Source organism: Streptomyces sp. PA03-1a, assembly GCF_033792805.1.
Lineage (GTDB): Bacteria > Actinomycetota > Actinomycetes > Streptomycetales > Streptomycetaceae > Actinacidiphila.
This window is the reverse complement of sequence record NZ_JARAVO010000117.1, coordinates 1-18,816: the sequence shown is the minus strand read 5'-3', so window position 1 is coordinate 18,816 and position 18,816 is coordinate 1. Positions and strand designations below refer to the sequence as shown.

Annotated in this window: 19 protein-coding genes; 12 read left to right on the top strand and 7 right to left on the bottom strand. The window is 72.1% G+C overall.

What is annotated here, in order from left to right:
- Positions 1-3 precede the first annotated feature (3 nt).
- From cydB to hisC, 3 genes are all read right to left on the bottom strand, one after another.
- Complete coding sequence (cydB, locus tag PV341_RS25145) at positions 4-1,005, bottom strand: cytochrome d ubiquinol oxidase subunit II (protein ID WP_500330965.1); 1,002 nt, start codon at positions 1,003-1,005, stop codon at positions 4-6.
- A gap of 11 nt (positions 1,006-1,016) precedes the next feature.
- Positions 1,017-2,516, bottom strand: a complete 1,500-nt coding sequence (locus PV341_RS25140) for a cytochrome ubiquinol oxidase subunit I (RefSeq protein ID WP_500330963.1) — start codon at positions 2,514-2,516, stop codon at positions 1,017-1,019.
- A gap of 153 nt (positions 2,517-2,669) precedes the next feature.
- The gene (gene hisC / locus PV341_RS25135; RefSeq protein ID WP_500330961.1) at positions 2,670-3,743 is read right to left on the bottom strand and encodes a histidinol-phosphate transaminase; all 1,074 of its coding nucleotides are present in this window, start codon (positions 3,741-3,743) and stop codon (positions 2,670-2,672) included.
- Positions 3,744-4,081: 338 nt separating this feature from the next.
- Between hisC and PV341_RS25130 the strand changes: the two genes are divergently transcribed.
- The 3 genes from PV341_RS25130 to PV341_RS25120 all read left to right on the top strand — a co-directional run bounded on the left by PV341_RS25130 (position 4,082) and on the right by PV341_RS25120 (position 7,410).
- Positions 4,082-5,182: a LacI family DNA-binding transcriptional regulator gene (locus PV341_RS25130; RefSeq protein WP_500330959.1), complete on the top strand. Its 1,101-nt coding sequence runs from the start codon at positions 4,082-4,084 to the stop codon at positions 5,180-5,182.
- Positions 5,183-5,350: 168 nt separating this feature from the next.
- Positions 5,351-6,388: a metallophosphoesterase gene (locus PV341_RS25125; RefSeq protein ID WP_500330958.1), complete on the top strand. Its 1,038-nt coding sequence runs from the start codon at positions 5,351-5,353 to the stop codon at positions 6,386-6,388.
- A gap of 161 nt (positions 6,389-6,549) precedes the next feature.
- Positions 6,550-7,410, top strand: coding sequence for a hypothetical protein (locus PV341_RS25120; RefSeq protein WP_500330957.1), 861 nt, complete (start codon positions 6,550-6,552; stop codon positions 7,408-7,410).
- Between the two features lie 77 nt (positions 7,411-7,487).
- Here the strand turns inward: PV341_RS25120 and thiC are convergent, their stop codons facing one another.
- The gene (gene thiC / locus PV341_RS25115; protein WP_500330955.1) at positions 7,488-9,233 is read right to left on the bottom strand and encodes a phosphomethylpyrimidine synthase ThiC; all 1,746 of its coding nucleotides are present in this window, start codon (positions 9,231-9,233) and stop codon (positions 7,488-7,490) included.
- A 181-nt stretch (positions 9,234-9,414) separates the two neighbouring features.
- On the opposite strand from thiC, the gene PV341_RS25110 reads away from it, so the two are divergent.
- The 3 genes from PV341_RS25110 (at position 9,415) to PV341_RS25100 (ending at position 12,529) form a co-directional block, all read left to right on the top strand.
- The gene (locus PV341_RS25110; protein ID WP_500359021.1) at positions 9,415-10,713 is read left to right on the top strand and encodes a YibE/F family protein; all 1,299 of its coding nucleotides are present in this window, start codon (positions 9,415-9,417) and stop codon (positions 10,711-10,713) included.
- A gap of 19 nt (positions 10,714-10,732) precedes the next feature.
- Complete coding sequence (locus PV341_RS25105; protein ID WP_018558188.1) at positions 10,733-10,933, top strand: NfeD C-terminal domain-containing protein; 201 nt, start codon at positions 10,733-10,735, stop codon at positions 10,931-10,933.
- Between the two features lie 120 nt (positions 10,934-11,053).
- On the top strand, positions 11,054-12,529 hold the full coding sequence (locus PV341_RS25100; RefSeq protein ID WP_500359020.1) for a flotillin family protein: 1,476 nt from the start codon (positions 11,054-11,056) through the stop codon (positions 12,527-12,529).
- A 43-nt stretch (positions 12,530-12,572) separates the two neighbouring features.
- Here the strand turns inward: PV341_RS25100 and PV341_RS25095 are convergent, their stop codons facing one another.
- Both PV341_RS25095 and PV341_RS25090 read right to left on the bottom strand, forming a co-directional pair.
- Entirely contained in the window at positions 12,573-12,785 is a 213-nt protein-coding gene (locus tag PV341_RS25095) for a DUF5326 family protein (protein WP_018558186.1), read from the bottom strand.
- A gap of 122 nt (positions 12,786-12,907) precedes the next feature.
- Complete coding sequence (locus PV341_RS25090) at positions 12,908-13,225, bottom strand: cupin domain-containing protein (protein ID WP_499512925.1); 318 nt, start codon at positions 13,223-13,225, stop codon at positions 12,908-12,910.
- A gap of 57 nt (positions 13,226-13,282) precedes the next feature.
- Here PV341_RS25090 and PV341_RS25085 point away from each other — a divergent pair, with 57 nt between their 5' ends.
- From PV341_RS25085 to PV341_RS25060, 6 genes are all read left to right on the top strand, one after another.
- The gene (locus PV341_RS25085) at positions 13,283-13,660 is read left to right on the top strand and encodes a phage holin family protein (protein WP_500330947.1); all 378 of its coding nucleotides are present in this window, start codon (positions 13,283-13,285) and stop codon (positions 13,658-13,660) included.
- 24 nt (positions 13,661-13,684) lie between these two features.
- Positions 13,685-14,218, top strand: a complete 534-nt coding sequence (locus PV341_RS25080; protein WP_500330945.1) for a low molecular weight protein-tyrosine-phosphatase — start codon at positions 13,685-13,687, stop codon at positions 14,216-14,218.
- The gene (locus PV341_RS25075) at positions 14,215-15,102 is read left to right on the top strand and encodes a fructosamine kinase family protein (protein ID WP_500359019.1); all 888 of its coding nucleotides are present in this window, start codon (positions 14,215-14,217) and stop codon (positions 15,100-15,102) included. The genes PV341_RS25080 and PV341_RS25075 overlap by 4 nt, the downstream gene beginning before the upstream one ends.
- Positions 15,103-15,183: 81 nt before the next feature.
- The gene (locus PV341_RS25070) at positions 15,184-16,320 is read left to right on the top strand and encodes a cystathionine gamma-lyase (RefSeq protein ID WP_499512921.1); all 1,137 of its coding nucleotides are present in this window, start codon (positions 15,184-15,186) and stop codon (positions 16,318-16,320) included.
- A gap of 226 nt (positions 16,321-16,546) precedes the next feature.
- Positions 16,547-17,443, top strand: a complete 897-nt coding sequence (locus tag PV341_RS25065; RefSeq protein WP_499512920.1) for a LysR family transcriptional regulator — start codon at positions 16,547-16,549, stop codon at positions 17,441-17,443.
- 103 nt (positions 17,444-17,546) lie between these two features.
- Positions 17,547-18,074 (top strand): NUDIX domain-containing protein, encoded by a 528-nt coding sequence (locus tag PV341_RS25060; protein WP_500330938.1) that lies wholly within the window; start codon positions 17,547-17,549, stop codon positions 18,072-18,074.
- A 42-nt stretch (positions 18,075-18,116) separates the two neighbouring features.
- Here the strand turns inward: PV341_RS25060 and PV341_RS25055 are convergent, their stop codons facing one another.
- Positions 18,117-18,776, bottom strand: a complete 660-nt coding sequence (locus tag PV341_RS25055; RefSeq protein ID WP_500330936.1) for a pyridoxamine 5'-phosphate oxidase family protein — start codon at positions 18,774-18,776, stop codon at positions 18,117-18,119.
- Positions 18,777-18,816: the final 40 nt, after the last annotated feature.

Here is an 18,816-nt window from a genome sequence, read left to right as displayed (position 1 = left end):
TCCTCAGTGCGCTTCGGCGATGTGCTGGGTGCCGATCCGCCTGCGGAACACCCAGTACGTCCAGGCCTGGTAGAGCACGACCAGCGGGGCCGCGATCGCGGCGCACCAGGTCATGATCTTCAGCGTGTACGGGGTCGAGGAGGCGTTCTCCACCGTCAGGCTCCACGCCGGGTCCAGCGTGGAGGGCATGACGTCCGGGAAGAGCACCAGGAAGAACATCGCCACCACGGCGGTGACGGTGACCCCGGAGAAGGCGAACGCCCAGCCCTCGCGGCCCCTCAGGTTGGCGCCCAGCGCGGCGAGCAGCGCGAGCACGGCGACGGCCGCGGCCGCCAGGCTCGCCGTGTTCCCGCCGCTGCCCTGCGTCCAGGCCAGGAAGGCGACCGCGAGCACGGCGGTGACCGCTCCGGCCCGGGTGGCGAAGCGGCGGGCGCGGTCGCGGATGTCACCGAGGGTCTTCAGCGCCGCGAAGACCGCGCCGTGGAAGGTGAAGAGGCTGAGCGTGACGAGTCCGCCGAGCAGGGCGTGGGGGCCGAGCAGGTCCAGGACCCCGCCGGTGTACTCGCCGGAGGCGTCGATGTCCACCCCGTGCACGATGTTGGCGAACGCCACGCCCCACAGGAAGGCGGGGAGCAGGGAGGTCCAGAAGATGGCCTGTTCCCAGCCGGTCTGCCAGCGCTCGGTGCTGCGCTTGGCCCGGTACTCGAAGGCCACGACCCGGACGATCAGGCAGAGCAGGATCACCAGCAGCGGCAGGTAGAAGCCCGAGAAGAGGGTGGCGTACCACTCGGGAAAGGCGGCGAAGGTGGCGCCGCCGGCGGTGATCAGCCAGACCTCGTTGCCGTCCCAGACCGGGCCGATGGTGTTGATCAGCACCCGCCGTTCGGGTCGGTCGCGGGCGAGCAGCCGGGTGAGGACGCCGATGCCGAAGTCGAAGCCCTCGAGGAAGAAGTAGCCGGTCCACAGGACGGCGATGATGACGAACCAGACGTCGTGGAGGTGCATGCCGTCTCTCCCTAGTACGAGAAGGCCATCGGACGGTCGGCGTCGCCGCCGATCTTCGTGGGGGGATTGAGGTCGGCCTCCGTGAGCTCGGGCGGCCCGGCCTTGGCGTACTTGACCAGGAGCTTGACCTCGACGACGGCGAGGACGGCGTAGAGCGCGGTGAGGACGATCAGCGAGGTCAGCATCTCGGCGGTGGAGACGCCGGGGGAGACCGCGTCCTCGGTGCGCAGCAACCCGTACACGACCCACGGCTGGCGGCCGTTCTCGGTGAAGATCCAGCCCCAGGAGTTGGCGATCAGCGGGAAGCCCATGGTGAGCAGCCCGATCCGCCAGTACCAGCGGGACAGGGCCGGGGAGAGTGCGGTGTTCCTGGTGAGCATCAGGTGCGGTGGCTCGTCGTCGGCGGTGCGCCGGTCCCCGGCGAGCCAGAACCTGCGGCGGGTGAGCCAGAGTCCCGCCAGGCCGACCGCGAAGGAGGTCATGCCGAAGCCGATCATCCAGCGGAAGCCCCAGTAGGCGACCGGGACGTTGGGCCGGTAGTCGCCGGGGCCGTACTTCTCCTGCTCGGCCTTGTTGACGTCGTTGATGCCGGGGACGTACGAGCTGAAGTCGTCGTGGGCGAGGAAGGACAGCAGTCCGGGGACCTCGACGGCCACGGTGTTGTGGCCCTTCTCGACGTCGCCGTACGCGAAGATCGAGAACGGGGCCGGGGACTCGCCGTCCCACAGGGCCTCGGCGGCGGCCATCTTCATCGGCTGCTGCTCGTACATGACCTTGCCCAGCCGGTCGCCGCTGATCGCGGTGAGCAGGCCGGCGACGACGGCGGTGACCAGGGCGAGGCGCAGCGAGGTCCTCATGACCGCGACGTGCCTGCGGCGGGCCAGGTGGTAGGCCGAGATGCCGATCATGAAGGCGGCGCCGGTCAGGAAGGCCGCGGTCAGCGTGTGGAAGACCACGACGAGGGTGGTGTTCTGGGTGAGCACGGCCCAGAAGTCCGTCAGCTCGGCGCGGCCGGTGACCTTGTTGTAGCGGTAGCCGACCGGGTGCTGCATCCAGGAGTTGGCGGCGAGGATGAAGTACGCGGACAGGATCGTGCCCAGCGAGACCAGCCAGATGCAGGCCAGGTGGATCTTCTGCGGCAGCTTGTCCCAGCCGAAGATCCACAGGCCGATGAAGGTGGACTCGAAGAAGAAGGCGATGAGCGACTCGAAGGCGAGCGGGGCGCCGAACACGTCGCCGACGAAGCGCGAGTAGTCCGACCAGTTCATGCCGAACTGGAACTCCTGGACCAGGCCGGTGGCCACGCCCATGGCGATGTTGATCAGGAAGAGCTTGCCCCAGAACTTGGTCGCCCGCAGGTACTTCTCCTTGCCCGTGCGCACCCAGGCCGTCTGGAGGCCCGCGGTCAGCGCGGCGAGGGAGATCGTGAGGGGGACGAAGAGGTAGTGGTAGACGGTCGTGATGCCGAATTGCCATCGCGCGACGGCCACGGAGTCCAGTGCCAGGTCCACGCCACGCCTCCTATCTTGCCGAGCTTGTGAAAGTGAACGCATTCACAAGCTCAGTATGCCGCACACGTTTTCGCCCCCTCACACCGGGGGGTGGGAGGGGGCGAAAAGGGCGCCACGACGCCCCGTGGAACCCGGGACGGCGCGTGGGGGCGGCTACAGCTCCTTGCGGAAGGCCTCGGCCGTACGGAGCAGGACGTCGTTGGCGGCGTCCTCGCCGATCGTGATCCGCACGCCCTCCCCCGCGAACGGACGGACGGTGACGCCGGCCCGCTCACAGGCCGCGGCGAAGTCGGCCGTGCGCTCCCCCAGCCGCAGCCACACGAAGTTGGCGTGGGTCTCCGGCACCGTCCAGCCCTGCGCCGTCAGCCCGTCGAAGACCCGGGCCCGCTGGGTCACCAGCGCGTCGACCCGCTCCAGCAGCGCCGCCTCCGCGCGCAGGGAGGCCACCGCCGCGTCCTGGGCGAGCTGGCTCACCCCGAAGGGGACGGCCGTCTTGCGCAGCGCCGCCGCGACCGGCTCGTGCGCGATCGCGAACCCCACGCGCAGCCCGGCGAGCCCGTACGCCTTGGAGAAGGTGCGCAGCACCGCCACGTTGGGACGGTCGCGGTAGACCTCGACGCCGTCCGGGACCTCGGGATCGCGGATGAACTCCTTGTACGCCTCGTCCAGCACGACCAGCACGTCCGAGGGGACGCGGTCCAGGAAGCGCTCCAGCGCGGCCCGGCGGACCACCGTGCCGGTGGGGTTGTTGGGGTTGCAGACGAAGACCAGCCGCGTCCGGTCGGTGATCGCCCCGGCCATCGCGTCCAGGTCGTGGGTCTCGTCCGCGTCCAGCGGAACCGGCACCGAGGCCGCTCCGCTGATCTGCGTGATGATCGGATAGGCCTCGAAGGACCGCCAGGCGTAGATGACCTCGTCACCCGGTCCGGCGGTCGACTGCAGCAGCTGCTGCGCGACCCCGACCGAGCCGGTGCCGGTGGCGATGTGCTCCACCGGCACGCCGAAGCGGTGCGCCAGCTCGCCGTGGAGGGCCGTGCACGCCATGTCCGGGTAGCGGTTGAAGTTCTCCGCGGCGGCGGTGGCCGCCTCCAGGACACCGGGCAGCGGCGCGTAGGGGTTCTCGTTGGAGGACAGCTTGTAAGCGGTCACTCCCTCTTCCACGGCCGGGGGTCTGCCCGGCTTGTACGTGGGGATGCCGTCCAGTTCGCGGCGCAGTTTGGGGCTCATGCCCCACACCATACGAGCGGCCGCCCGGCCGGGGGAGGCCCTGCGACCCACGGGCGCGCGGCAGGGGCTCGCGGCGGACGCAGCAGGCGGTGCGACGCACTGCGCGCCGGTGGCGCGCGCGGTGGCGCGCATCCCTCGAAGGGGTGAGTTGATGCACGTCCACACCGCGGGGGGCGGGGCGGACGGGACCCCGTGACGGGCCCGTGACACGTGGTAGCCACCCGCCGCCACCTGCGCTTTCCCGGCCACGCCCGGCAGCGTGTGCGGGGAAACGTCTCTGTCAACGCCTTCTCCGGCACCCCGCGAAAGGACCACCCGACCCCTACTATCACCACGCCATGACAGCAGCAGGGAACCACCAGGCGAGCCGACCCGCCGGACGCCGGCTGGAGCGGGCCGGCATCAGGGACGTGGCCGCCGCGGCCGGCGTCTCGATCACCACTGTCTCCGACGCGCTCAACGGCAAGGGCCGACTGCCCGACGCCACCCGCCGTCACGTCCGTGAGGTCGCCGACCGGCTGGGGTACCGCCCCTCCGCCGCCGCCCGCACGCTGCGCACCGGGAGGTCGGGGCTGATCGGCCTGACCGTGACGACGTACGGCGAAGAACCCTTCACCTTCACGGAGTTCGCCTACTTCGCCGAGATGGCCCGGGCCGCCACCTCCGCCGCGCTCGCCCGCGGCTACGCCCTTGTCATCCTGCCCGCCTCCTCCCGGCACGACGTGTGGAGCAACGTCGCGCTGGACGGCACGGTGGTGATCGACCCCTCCGACCACGACCCGATGGTCACCGAGCTGGTGCGGCAGGGCATCCCCGTGGTCAGCGACGGCCGCCCGGCCGGCAGCCTGCCCGTCCAGGCCTGGGTCGACAACGACCACGAGGCCGCCGTGCTCGGCATCCTGGAGCACCTCGCCGAGGCCGGGGCCCGCAGGATCGGCCTGCTCACCGGGACCAGCACCGACACCTACACCCGCCTGTCCACCACCGCCTACCTCAACTGGTGCGAGCGGATCGGCCAGGAACCCGTCGTCGAGGCCTACCCCGCCCACGACCCGTGCGCCGGCGCCGTCGCCGCCGACCGCCTGCTCGCCCGCCCCGACCGCCCCGACGCGGTCTACGGCCTCTTCGACCCCAACGGCACCGACCTGCTCGCCGCCGCCCGCCGCTACGGGCTGCGCGTGCCCGACGACCTCCTGCTGGTCTGCTGCAGCGAGAGCATGGTCTACGCGACGACCGAGCCCCCGATCACCACGCTCTCCCTCAAACCGGGCCGGATCGGCACCGCGGTCGTCCAGTTGCTCATCGACGCCATCGAGGGGGTTGACGCGGGCCGCCCGGTGCAGCAGGTCATGCCGACCGACCTGATCGTCCGCACCTCCTCCCAGCGGCGCTCGCCGCGCACCACCGTCAGCCCGCCCCGCGGGCCCGCGGGGGGATAGGAACCGGTGCCTCCGGGGCGAGAACGGTCCACCCCGTGCGGATTTGTCCGCACCGGATGAAATCGCTATCAGCAGGTGTGTCACGCCACGACATCGTCATTCCTATGATGGGCGGATGGTGGCGCGACGGTGGAGGGGTCGATGACTCAGGGGGCAGGTCAGGGACCCATGCCCGGTACCTCGTACGGCTGGTCTCAGGACCCCGCGGAGGTGGTGGCGCACGGTGCGCCCATGACGCCGTCGGCGCACCCCGCCGATGCCGTCGGGGCCCCACCCGGCTACCCGGCCGGGCACGAACCGACCATGATCGACGAGCGGATGATGCCGCCGGAGTACACGCCCACGCAGCACGACCTCCCGGTGGTCACCGCGACCGACCCCCAGGCGCTGGGCCCGCTCTACGTCGTCGGCGACGTCCACGGCTACCTGGACCGGCTGCGCGAGGCCCTGTACGCGACCGGGCTGATCGACTCCGAGGGCCACTGGGCGGCCGGCAACGCCCGCCTGTGGTTCCTCGGCGACTTCACCGACCGCGGCCCCGACGGCATCGGCGTGATCGAGCTCGTCATGCAGCTGTCCGCGGAGGCCGCCGCGGCCGGCGGCTACACCAGGGCCCTCATGGGCAACCACGAACTGCTGCTGCTCGGTGCCCACCGCTTCGGCGACACCCCGGTGAACTCCGCCGCCGGCACCGCCTCCTTCCTCGCCGCCTGGCGCCTCAACGGCGGCCAGACCACCGACATGGAGCGGCTGCAGGACCACCACGTCGCCTGGATGTCCCGGCTGGACGCGGCCGCCCTCACCGACGGCCACCTGCTGCTGCACTCCGACACCACCGCGTATCTGGAGTACGGCGGCACCATCGACGCCATGAACGACGCCGTCACCGGCATCCTGCAGCGCGGCGACGCCGACGAGTGCTGGGAGCTGTTCCGCAAGTTCACCCGGCGCTTCGCCTTCCGCGGCGAGTCGGGACCGGAGGCCGCCCGCGAACTGCTCGACACCTACGGCGGCCACCGCGTCGTGCACGGCCACAGCCCCATCCCGTACCTGCTCGGCGAGCCCGGCGGGGAGCTCGGCGCCGAGCAGCCGGACCGGTCCGCCGTCATCGAGGGACCGCACGTGTACGCGGACGACCTGGCGGTGGCCATGGACGGCGGAGTGACCATGGACGGCAAACTCCTGGTCGCACAGCTGCCGTTGTAGTCCCCGAAACCCCCATTTTCCGGAAACACTCTGTCACCGCGTCACCTCCGCGCTCTACCATCGGGATATCCGTAGGCAGCTTCTCCTCCGCTTCCGCCCAGCCGGACCGGACCTCAGTCCTTCGTGAACTCCGGGCGGCACCGGAGACGGAGCATCGGGGGATGCACATGAACAGCGCTCCACACCTGCTGACCGAGGACCGCCCGGAGTTCGAGCGCGCCCTCGACACGGCTCTGCACTCGGAGGGCACGCGGGCCGCCCTCGCCGACCCGCGCAGCCGCCTCAACGCCGAGCAGTTGCGCACCCTGGCGCTCAACGCGGCCGGGCCCATCTCCGCCTGCGCCGCGCCCGAGTACGAGCAGTTCGTCAAGGTCCGCGAGGCCCTCGCGGAGCAACGCCGCGAGGCACGCACCGCGGCCGTGCCGGGCATCGGCTACGCGGCCGCGGCGGCCCCGGTCGCCGCCGACGGCTCGGGGGCAGGGCTGTTCGCCGTCGTCGCCGTGCTCACGCCGATCCTGGCGGGCACGGCCGCCGTCATCTTCCTCGTGCTCGGGTACGCCCTGCGCTTCGGGCACCCCGAACCGGCGATCGCCCAGCCGCTGCGGCAGGCCGGCTGGCTCTTCGCGGCCGTCGCCGCCTGCGGCGTCGTCATCGGCATGGTCGGACTGCTGCTCACCGCGCTGCGCAACGGCTCGACCGCCCTCCACGACCCTCCCGACGACGAGTCACGTGACGTCGCGCTCGCCCGCGAGCTGTGGCGCCGGGCCCTGGTGGAGCGGGGGCTGCAGCCCTTCCTCGACGACGCCCTCGCCAAGGCCGCCGGCGCCGCCCCGACCGCCCCCACCGCGAGCCCCGGCGGCGGCACCTCCCGGATGCCACGCCTCGGCTACTCCCGCCCCGACTTCTCCAGCCCCGGCCCCGAGTCGTCCCCCGAACCCGGGGACCGCTTCACGAGCCCCGACTTCACCAGCCCCGACTTCTCCAGCCCCGACTTCGGCGGCCCGGACCACACCCCGGACTGACGGGACTTCGACTTCGACGACGACGCGGGACCGCACCGCCGGCAGCCCGTGCGGACGGGCTGCCGGCGGATACCGGGTCAGTCGGCGACCGGGAGGTAGACGCGGTTGCCCGAGGCGGCGAACTCGCGGGACTTCTCCGCCATGCCGGCCTCGATCTCCTCGGGCGTACCGCCGTGTTGGCGGCGGATGTCCTGGGAGATCTTCATCGAGCAGAACTTCGGCCCGCACATGGAGCAGAAGTGCGCGGTCTTGGCCGGCTCCGCCGGCAGCGTCTCGTCGTGGAAGGCCCGCGCCGTGTCCGGGTCGAGGGCCAGGTTGAACTGGTCCTCCCAGCGGAACTCGAAGCGGGCGTCGGACAGGGCGTCGTCCCACTCCTGGGCGCCGGGGTGGCCCTTGGCGAGGTCGGCGGCGTGGGCGGCGATCTTGTAGGTGATGACGCCGGTCTTGACGTCGTCGCGGTCGGGCAGGCCCAGGTGCTCCTTGGGGGTGACGTAGCAGAGCATGGCCGTGCCCCACCAGGCGATCATCGCGGCGCCGATGCCGGAGGTGATGTGGTCGTAGGCGGGCGCGATGTCGGTGGTGAGCGGGCCGAGGGTGTAGAACGGCGCCTCCTCGCAGATCTCCTGCTGGAGGTCGATGTTCTCCTTGATCTTGTGCATGGGGACGTGCCCCGGCCCCTCGATCATCGTCTGCACGCCGTGCCGCTTGGCGACGCTGTTGAGTTCGCCGAGCGTGCGCAGCTCCGCGAACTGGGCCTCGTCGTTGGCGTCCGCGATGGAGCCGGGACGCAGGCCGTCGCCCAGGGAGTAGGTGACGTCGTAGGCGGCGAGGATCTCGCAGAGCTCCTCGAAGTTCTCGTAGAGGAAGCTCTCCCGGTGGTGCGCCAGGCACCAGGCCGCCATGATCGACCCGCCGCGGGAGACGATGCCCGTCTTGCGGCGCGCGGTCAGCGGGACGTACCGCAGCAGCACGCCGGCGTGGACGGTCATGTAGTCGACGCCCTGCTCGGCCTGCTCGATGACGGTGTCCTTGTAGATCTCCCAGGTCAGTTCCTCGGCCTTGCCGTCGACCTTCTCCAGGGCCTGGTAGAGGGGGACCGTGCCGATGGGGACGGGGGAGTTGCGCAGCACCCACTCGCGTGTGGTGTGGATGTTGCGGCCGGTGGAGAGGTCCATGACCGTGTCGGCGCCCCAGCGGGTGGCCCAGGTCATCTTGTCCACCTCCTCCTCGATGGAGGAGGTGACGGCAGAGTTGCCGATGTTGGCGTTGACCTTCACCAGGAACCGCTTGCCGATGACCATCGGCTCGATCTCCGGGTGGTTGACGTTCGCCGGCAGGACGGCGCGTCCCGCCGCGATCTCCTCGCGGACGACCTCGGGGGAGACGCCCTCGCGGAGCGCGACGTACTCCATCTCCGGCGTGACCTCGCCCCGCCGCGCGTACGCCAGCTGGGTCGCCGGCTGTCCCGGCCGGCCGCGCCGGGGGAGGCGAGGACGGCCGGGGAAGACGGCGTCCAGGTTGCGCAGGCCGCCACGCGGTGAGGTGTGCTTGAGGCCGTCGTCCTCGGGGCGGACGGGGCGGCCGGGGTACTCCTCGGTGTCGCCGCGGGCGACGATCCAGTTCTCCCGCAGCGGCGGGAGGCCGCGGCGGACGTCGGTGGTGACGTTCGGGTCGGTGTACGGGCCGGAGGTGTCGTACAGCGTCACGTCCCGGCCGTTGGTGAGGTGGACCCGGCGGACGGGGACCGCGATGTCCGGGCGGGACCCGGTCACGTACCCCTTGTGCCAGCCGATTTCGCGCGCGCGTGCATCCTGCATGGTCATGAGACCCACTCCCTACGCCGGCATTACCCGGTAACAGGTTCAGCGGTCGGCGCAGCTGGTGGCCCCTCGGCCGGTCAGCGCCCTCTCAGCCCGGTGCTCCGAGCTCCCGCGTTCGCAAAGGTGCCTCAACGCTAGCGGGTCCTCACTGACGCACACCAGGGGGTGTTGCGATGATCGGGCGGTGGACTCCACTCACCCGCACGCGCACGGCCATGGTCACGGACACGGTCACGGCCCGGTGCCGCCGGTCTCCCGGCACCTGCGCAAGGTCATCGCCGCCGTCCTCGTCCCCTTCGTCGCGGCCGTGGTGGCCGGCCTGGTGGTGCTGTGGCCGGGCGGTGTGCCGGAGCACGACCGCACCGGCGTCGGCTTCGACCAGCAGACGCAGTCCGGACGGGTGGTGAAGGTCGAGGACGTCAAGTGCTCGGAGGTCAACGCCGAACCGGGCGCCGGCGCCGCTCCCTCCCCCGGGCCCTCGGCGGCGCCGTCCGGCCCGGCGATCTGCCAGCGGGCGACCATCGAGGTCACCTCGGGCAAGGACGCGGGCCGCACCTTCACCGAGATCGTGCAGCCGACTCAGACCCGGCACTACACGAAGGACCAGAAGGTGCTGCTGGCGTACGCACCCCAGGCGCCGCGCGAACTGCAGTACTCGGTGACCGACCTCGACCGGGCGTTCCCCCTGTGGCTGCTGGCCGGGATCTTCGCCGCGGTGGTGGTCGTGGTCGGGCGGCTGCGCGGGATCCTGGCGCTGGCCGCGCTGGTCATCAGCTTCGCCGTGCTGACGCTGTTCATCCTCCCGGCGATCCTGCACGGCAGTAATCCGCTCCTGGTGGCGGTGGTCGGCGGCAGCGCCATCATGCTGATCGCGCTCTACATGTGCCACGGCCTGAACGCCCGTACCTCGGTGGCGGTCCTGGGCACCTTGTGCTCGCTGCTGCTGATCGGCGTCCTGGGCTCGGTCTTCATCGACTGGGCGCTGCTCAGCGGCAACACCTCGGACGAGACGGGGCTGATCCACTCCCTCTACCCGGACATCGAGATCCGCGGTCTGCTGCTGGCCGGCATCATCATCGGTTCGCTGGGCGTCCTGGACGACGTGACGGTCACCCAGACCTCGGCCGTGTGGGAGCTGCGGGAGGCGAACCCGTCCGCCGGCCCGCGGCAGTTGTACTCGGCGGCGATGCGCATCGGCCGCGACCACATCGCCTCGGTCGTCAACACCCTGGTGCTTGCGTACGCGGGTGCGGCGCTGCCGCTGCTGCTGCTCTTCTCCATCGCGGAGCGCGGGGTGCTGGCGGTGGCGGGCAGCGAGCTGGTCGCCGAGGAGATCGTGCGCACCCTGGTGGGCAGCATCGGCCTGGTGGTGGCGGTGCCGTTGACGACGGCACTGGCCGCGCTGGTGGTGTCGGCGGACCGCGGCAGCAGCGACACTGTTCCCACGGGCACCGGTCGCGGGCACCGGCGCCGCGCCAAGTGAGCTTGGAGGGGCGGGGGACGTGGTCGGACTGCAGGGCCGGGTGACCGGGACGGTCGGGCCGGGGCTGGTCGGCGAGGTGATCGTGCACGTGCGGGGCGGTGCGGAGGCGTTCCTGGCGTACCCGGCGACCGCCGGGGAGCGCATCGAGAAAGGCACGGTCGTGGTGGTGGTGGAGCACCTGCCGCCGCGCACCGTGTACGTGGCGCCCGCGTACGGCTGAGCGGATCGCTCCGCTCCGCGTCAAGAAAGCGACAAGGATCCGCCAGGACCTACCGGACCGTCACCCACAGGCGCACACTCCCGTACGCGGCCCCGATCGGGGCCATTCGTAAGGGGGCGTATGCCGATGCTCATCGGCGTTGCGGCGGGCGGGGCGCTCGTCGCGGTCATCATCCTGATCGGCCTGTTCCGGCTCATGTGGCGGGTCGCCGAGCCCAACGAGGCACTGGTCATCTCGGGTTCCAAGCACCGTACGGACGGTGTGGGGGAGGGCATGGGGTTCCGCATCGTCACGGGGCGGGGGACCCTGGTCCTGCCCGGCGTGCAGGCGGTGCGCAGGCTCTCGCTCGACCTCAACGAGGCCGAGCTGAACGTGGACTGCGTCACCCAGCAGGGCATCCCGCTGAAGGTGCACGGCGTGGTCATCTTCAAGGTCGGCGACGACATGGTCTCCATCGCCAACGCGGCACGACGCTTCCTGGACCAGCAGAAGTTCATGCCCGAGCGGGTGCACAACGTCTTCGCCGGTCATCTGCGCTCCATCGTGGGCGGGCTGACGGTGGAGCAGATGATCCGGGACCGGGAGCGGCTCACCGCCGAGACCCGGGCCGCCTCGGGCTCGGAGATGGAGAAGCTCGGTCTGATCATCGACTCGCTGCAGATCCACGAGATCGTCGACCCGACCGGTTACATCAACAACCTGGCCGCTCCGCACGCCGCGGCCGTCCAGCGTGACGCGCGCATCGCGCAGGCGGAGGCGGACCGGCTGGCCACCGAGGCCGAGCAGCAGGCCGCGGCCCGCATGGCGGAGGCGACCCGGGACAGCCAGATCCTGCAGGCCGGTTACATGGCCGAGCGGGACAAGGCCACCGCGTCCTCCCGGCAGGCGGGCCCGCTCGCGGAGGCGGCGGCCCGGCAGGAGGTCGTCGTCCAGGAGACCCGGGTCGCCGAACTGGAGGCGCAGCGGCGCGAACAGCAGCTGCAGGCGGACGTCCGCAAGCCGGCGGACGCCTCCGCGTACGAGAAGCGGACGCTGGCCGAGGCCGAGCGCGACGCGCGCATCTCGGCGGCCGAGGCGAAGGCCCGCGAGACGGAACTGGCCGCCATCGCCGAGGCGAACCGCGTCAAGACGGCCGCGGCGGCCCAGGCGGAGCAGACCAGGATCGGCGGTGAGGCGGCCGCAGCGGCCACCCGGGCCACAGGTGAGGCCGAGGCCGCCGCGACCCAGGCACGGGGTCTGGCGGAGGCCGAGGCCGCGAAGGCCAAGGGCCTGGCCGAGGCCGAGTCGATCAAGGCGCGGGCCGCGGCCCTGGCGGAGAACCAGGAGGCGGTCGTCGCCCAGCAGCTGGCCGAGAACTGGCCGGAGATCGTCCGGGCGGGCGCCGAGGCCTTCGGCAACGTGGACCACATGGTGCTGCTGAACGGCGCCGACGGGATGTCGGAGATGTTCGCCAAGGCGCTGACCATGGGTGGTACGGGCCTGGGCCTGGCCCGTCAGCTGCTCGCCCAGATGAACGGCGCGACCGGCGCCGGCGGCGACGCCTCACCGAACGGTGCGGCGCCGCAGGGCCCGGAGCGCGTGCGGCTCCAGGACTGAGCGGCGCACCTCCCGTGGGGCCCGGTGACCGGGCCCCACGGGGTCACCACTTGTCGCGGGAGTCGGACGAGGACGAGGTGAACTTCTTGACCACGTACACCAGACCGCCGACCAGTGCCACGAAGACCAGCACCTTGAACAGCAGCCAGAACAGGAACCCGATCGCGCTGGCGATCATGCCGCCGAAGACCACGATCGCGATCACCGGCACCGCGACCCACTTGACCCACCAGGGCAGGCCCTCGAAGAGCTTCACCGTTTCCTCCTCCTTGTCGTCCTTCCGCTCCCAGGCTAGGGCCGCGGCGGCCCCCTGCGGAGGCCTCGCGGTCCCCATCCGTCCCTGACCCTCCCCCTACGGGAACCCGGGGGCGAAGGCCCTCACGCCTCGGGGGGCGAGAAGACCACCATGACGTTCAGGTCCTCGGTGACGTGGTGGAAGCGGTGCGGCGTCCCGGCCGGGACGTAGACCACGCTGCCGCGCGCGACGTGCGTCGTCTCCTCCCCCACGGTGATCAGCGCCCGGCCGCTCACGACCAGGTAGATCTCGTCCTGCGCGTGCGGTTTCTGCGGGTCGAGCTCCCCGGCCCGCAGGGCGTAGAGCCCGGCGGACATGTTCCGCTCGCGCAGGAAGCCGAGGTACGCGCCCTCGTTGGCGGCCCGCTCGGCCTCCAGGTCGTCCAGCCGGAACACCTTCACGTACCCGCTCCCTCTCGCCCCTGTGCCTGTGGGATCACTTCTGCGACGATCTCAGCCATGATGAACTTCGTCGTCAAGACGCTCGCGAACGCCGGGGCCCTGCTGGTGGCCATCTGGCTCGTGGGCAACATCACGCTCACCGGTGACGACACCGCGCACAAGGCCCTCACCCTCATCCTCGTCGCCCTGGTCTTCGGCGTGGTGAACTGGCTGGTGAAGCCGCTGGTGAAACTGCTCTCGCTGCCCCTGCTCGTGCTCACCCTCGGGTTGTTCACGCTGATCGTCAACGCCCTGATGCTGCTGCTCACCTCCTGGATCTCCGGCGAGCTCGACCTGGACTTCCACGTCGAGGGCTTCTGGGCGGCGTTCCTCGGCGGTCTGATCATCAGCATCGTCTCCTGGGCCCTGAACATGGTCCTGCCGGACGAGGACTGACCCCGGGGCTGCATCATGGAGCCCATGAGCGCTCCGTCCTCCCGCACCCCGCTGCGGGTGTGCTTCGTGTGCACCGGCAACATCTGCCGTTCGCCGATGGCCGAGTCCGTCTTCCGCGCCCGTGTCGAGGAGGCCGGACTCGGCGCCCTGGTCGTCGCGGACAGCGCGGGGACCGGCTCCTGGCACGAGGGCGACGGCGCCGACCACCGCACCGTGGCCGTGCTCCGCGCGGCCGGGTACGGGCACGAGCACATCGCGCGCCAGTTCCAGCCCGAGTGGTTCGCCGGGCTCGACCTGGTGATCGCCCTCGACTCCGGCCACCTGCGGGACCTGCGCCGGCTGGCGCCGACCGCGGAGGACGCCGCCAAGGTGCGGCTGCTGCGCTCCTACGACCCCGGCGCGGACGCCGGGGCGGACGGGCGTGGCCTGGACGTGCCCGACCCCTACTACGGGGACATCGGCGGCTTCGAGGAGTGCCTGGAGATGTGCGAGGCCGCCGCCGACGGCCTGCTGGAGGCCGTACGCGACGCCCTCGGCGAGCCCGCGCCCACGCCGTGACCCGTCCGGCCGGACCCGCGGACCGGGTCGCCGCCCTGCTGGGCGAGCCGGTGACCGAGCTCGGCCCGGTGGGCGGCGGCTCCATCTGCCGGGCGGTACGGCTGCGGCGCCGCTCGGGCGGCACGGTCTTCGCCAAGTCCCTCGCGGACGCGCCGCCGGGCTTCTTCGCCGCCGAGGCCGCGGGCCTGCGGCTGCTGGGCGGGACCGGCACGGTCGCCGTACCGGAGGTGCTCGCCGCCGACCACCGCACGCTCGTCCTGGAGTGGGTCGAGCCCGGCCCCGCCACCCCGGCCGCCGCCGAGCGCCTGGGCCGTGAACTCGCCGCCCTCCACCGGGTCCCCGCCCCGGGGTACGGGACGGCGCACCCCGCCTACATCGGTTCGCTCCCCCTGCCGTCGTCCGGCTCCGGGCAGGCGCCCGGCTCCCCCGGGGACTGGCCCTCCTTCCACGCCGGCCGGCGGCTGCTGCCCTTCCTGCGGCAGGCCGCCGACGACGGGGCCGTGACACCGGCCGACGTCCGCGCGGTCGAGCGGGTCTGCGAGCTGCTGCCGCGGATCGGCGGCCCCCCGCAACCGCCCGCGGTGATCCACGGCGACCTGTGGTCCGGCAACGTCCTGTACGCCGCCGACGGCCGCGCCCGCGTCGTCGACCCGGCGGCGCAGGGCGGGCACCCCGAGGCCGACCTGGCGATGCTGGAGCTGTTCGGCTGCCCGCACCTGGAGCGGGTGCTCGCCGCGTACGAGGAGGTCCGGCCGGTGCCCGGCCGCCGGGAACGGGTGCCGCTGCACCAGTTGCACCCCTTGCTGGTGCACGCCGTCCTGTTCGGGGCGGGCTACGGGGCCGCCGCGGGCCGGGCCGCCCGTGAGGCCCTCGCGTCCGCCTAGCGGACGGCCGTGTTCGTTGGCCCGTACACCGGTATCTTCCGCCTGTACGTTCGCGAAGACGGGGAGAGCGAGGAGAGGGCGATGACGGAGTACGAGAGCAGACCCGGGGACAGCACCCGCAGCGTGCACGCGGGCCGCCCGCCGGCCCGGCCGCACGAGCCGGCCCTGCCCGGCCCGGTGTTCGCCGCGCACTTCCACCTGCCGGGCGACGTCACCGGCCCGTACACCTACGGCCGTGACGAGAACCCCACCTGGACCCGGCTGGAGGAGGCGATCTCCGCCCTGGAGTCCCCGGACGTCCCCGCGCAGACGCTGGCCTTCGCCTCGGGCATGGGCGCCATCTCCTCCGTGCTGTTCTCGCAGGTGCGTTCCGGCGACACCGTGGTGCTGCCCTCCGACTGCTACCAGGCGACCCGCACCCTCCAGGGCCGCCTGGAGGACTACGGGGTCTCGGTGCGCCTGGCGCCCACCGCAGGCGACGCCCAGCTGAAGGTGCTGGAGGGCGCCCGGCTGCTGTGGATCGAGACGCCGTCCAACCCGGGCCTCGACGTGTGCGACATCCGCAGGCTGGCCGACGCCGCGCACGCCGCGGGCGCGCTCGTGGCGGTCGACAACACCCTCGCCACCCCGCTCGGCCAGCGTCCGCTCGACCTGGGCGCGGACTTCTCGGTGGCGAGCGGCACCAAGGCGCTGTCGGGCCACGGCGACCTGCTGCTGGGCTACGTGACCACCCGTCGGCCCGAGCTCGCCGCCGGGGTGCGGATGTGGCGCAAGACGGTCGGCGCGATCCCCGGTCCCATGGAGGCCTGGCTGGCCCACCGTTCGCTGTCCACGCTCGCGCTGCGGGTGGACAAGCAGGCCGCCAACGCCCTGGAGCTCGCCGCCGCGCTGCGCCGGCGCCCCGAGGTGACCGACGTCCGTCACCCGGGTCTGGTGGACGACCCGGCGCACGCCGTCGCGACCGCGCAGATGACCCGGTTCGGCAGCGTCGTGTCCTTCACGCTGCCCGACAAGGAGCACGCCGAGCGCTTCCTGTCCGAGCTGCTGCTGACGACCGAGGCCACCAGCTTCGGGAGCGTGACCAGCACCGCAGAACGCAGGGCGCGCTGGGGCGGCGACGCGGTCCCCGAGGGCTTCGTCCGCTTCTCGGTCGGGGTGGAGGACGCGGCCGACATCCTGCGGGACGTGACGCAGGCCCTGGACGCCGCCGCGCGCTGACCCCGCCCGTTCATCTCAAACAGATATATCTACGTAGAGGGACCTACGCAGAATGGGTGGCCCGAGCCTCCCCCCTCGTGGCTCGGACCACCCTGGCTTTACGCGCGGAGATCCGCTCGAACAAGGCTAGTTGACTCTGCGTCAGTGTCCAATCACAGTTGCGATACAGACCTATCGATATATTTATATGTTGGGGTCGTACCGGTGGCCGGGAGGGAGCGGTTCCATGGATCTGGCTCTGCTGCGCACGTTCGTCACCGTGCACCGGGCCGGCTCCTTCACCAGGGCCGCCCAGCTGCTGGGACTGTCGCAGCCCGCCGTCACCAGCCAGATCCGCAGCCTGGAGCGGCAGGTGGGCCGCCCTCTGTTCCTGCGCCTGCCGCGCGGCGTCGCCCCGACCCCCGTCGGGGACGACCTGGCCCACCGGGTGGCCCCGCACCTCGACGCCCTCCTGGAGATAACCGAGGCGGACCTCGACGAGGAGTCGGGCAACCGCACCCTGCACCTCGCCGGGCCGCCCACCTTCACCTCCCTGCGCGCCCTCCCCGCCCTCGCCCCGCTGGTCGCCGAGGGCCTGCAGTTGCGGATCGCGCTGGCCGGCGAGGACGAGGCCCTGGCCGGCCTGGCCGCGGGCCACCACGACCTGTCCATCGGCACCCTCCGGCCGCGCGACCGGCTGCTGACCGCCAGCGCCCTGTGGGACGAGGAGCAGATACTCGTGGCCGCGCCCGTCTGGCAGGAGCGGATCGGCGGCCCGCTCGCGGTGCGCACCCACGGGGCACAGGTCCTCGACGACATCCCCGTGATCTCCTACGACGAGGGCATGCCGTTGATCGACCACTACTGGTCGGCGGTCTTCGACACCACCCCTGCCATCGTCCCCGCCGTGGTCGTGCCCGACCTGAGGGCGGTCCTGGAGTGCGTGGTCGCCGGGGTCGGCATGGCCGTCCTGCCGCGCTACCTGTGCTGTGAGGCCATCACGGCGGGCGCCGCCAAGGCGCTCCTGGAGCCGCCGGTGCCACCCCTGCGCACGTACTTCGTCTCGGTGCGCGCCGGGACGCTCGCGCTGCCGCACATCGCGCGGGTGCACGAGCAGCTGATGCGCTCCTCCGCGGCCTGGTGACCGCGCGCCCGGCGTACGGCGGGTGACCTCCGCGAGAACGCGGCGTTCCGATTCGCCGTCCCGGAAGCGTTTGCCGCCTCCCGCGCCGCGGCAGATCTCAGGCATGCCCCCGGACATCGAAGCACCTGCCAGGGGCGGTGCACCGACCGCCCCGGCCACCCGGCCGGTGGTCAAGCGCACCGCCCGTGCCATCCTGCTCGACGGCGACTCCCTCGTGCTCATCAAGCGCACCAAGCCCGGGCTCCACCCGTACTGGGTCACCCCCGGCGGCGGGGTCGAGGCCGAGGACGCCACCATCGTCGAGGCGCTCCACAGAGAGCTGGACGAGGAGCTCGGCGCCAAGGTCACCGACGTCGTTCCGGCCTTCGTCGACACCGTCGAGCACATCGGCGAGGACGGCTCGCACGGCGTGAAGGTGCAGCACTTCTTCGTGTGCCGGCTGGCCTCCATGGACCCCTCGCGGCGGCACGGCCCCGAGGTGGACGAGCCCTCGGGGACGTACGACGTGGTCCGCGTGCCCTTCAGCCGGGTCGGGCTCGCCTCCGTGGAGATCGTTCCGCTGACCCTGCGGCACTACCTGGACGGCAACATCGAAGGCGTGCTGGGACTGCTCTCGGCCGACCTCGGCTGACCTCGGGGCGGCCCGGCCGGCCCCGGGCCGACCGGGGCGGCCTCAGACGCCGAACCAACCCGGGCCCGCGCCGCCGGGCCGCTCGGTGCGGGAGTGCGCGGCGTCGGCGGCCGCCCGGAAGTAGTCGCCGCCCTTGCGCCGCACGTCGTCGGTGCCCCAGGCCCGGCCGCCCTGCAGGGGCACCTTCGCCATCCGCGGGATGTGCTTCGAGCAGTGGACGTACGCCTCCACGACGCTCACCCGTACCCACAGCTGAGGCCTGCGGCCGGGCACCGCGTCCACCGGGAGCCAGGGGTGCAGGGCGCGCATCGCGCCGTCCGGGACCACCCGCGCGCGGCCGTTGACGTGCAGTCCGATCCGGTCCCGGGTGAAGTCGAGCATCAGGATGCCCACGTGCGGGTTCTCGCGCAGGTTGCCCAGCGAGGCCATCACGCCGTTCCCCCGGTACTCGGGGTAGACCAGGGTCCGCTCGTCCAGCACGGTCAGGAAGCCGGGCGGGCCGGCCCTGAAGGTGCTGTCGCACTCCCCCCGGGCGTCCGCCGTGGACAGGAAGAACATCTCCTGCCGCTCGGTGAACTCCCGCATCAGCGGGTTGAGGTGGTCCAGCACCTGTTCGGTGTAGAAGCGGTCCGCGCGGTCGGCCGTGCCCATCTCCTCCTGGACGCGGTGCTCTCCCGCACTTCCGGGACGTTCCTGCGGCAACGTTTCTCCTCGTGGGGGGTGGTGGGGGCCCCGGGGGGCG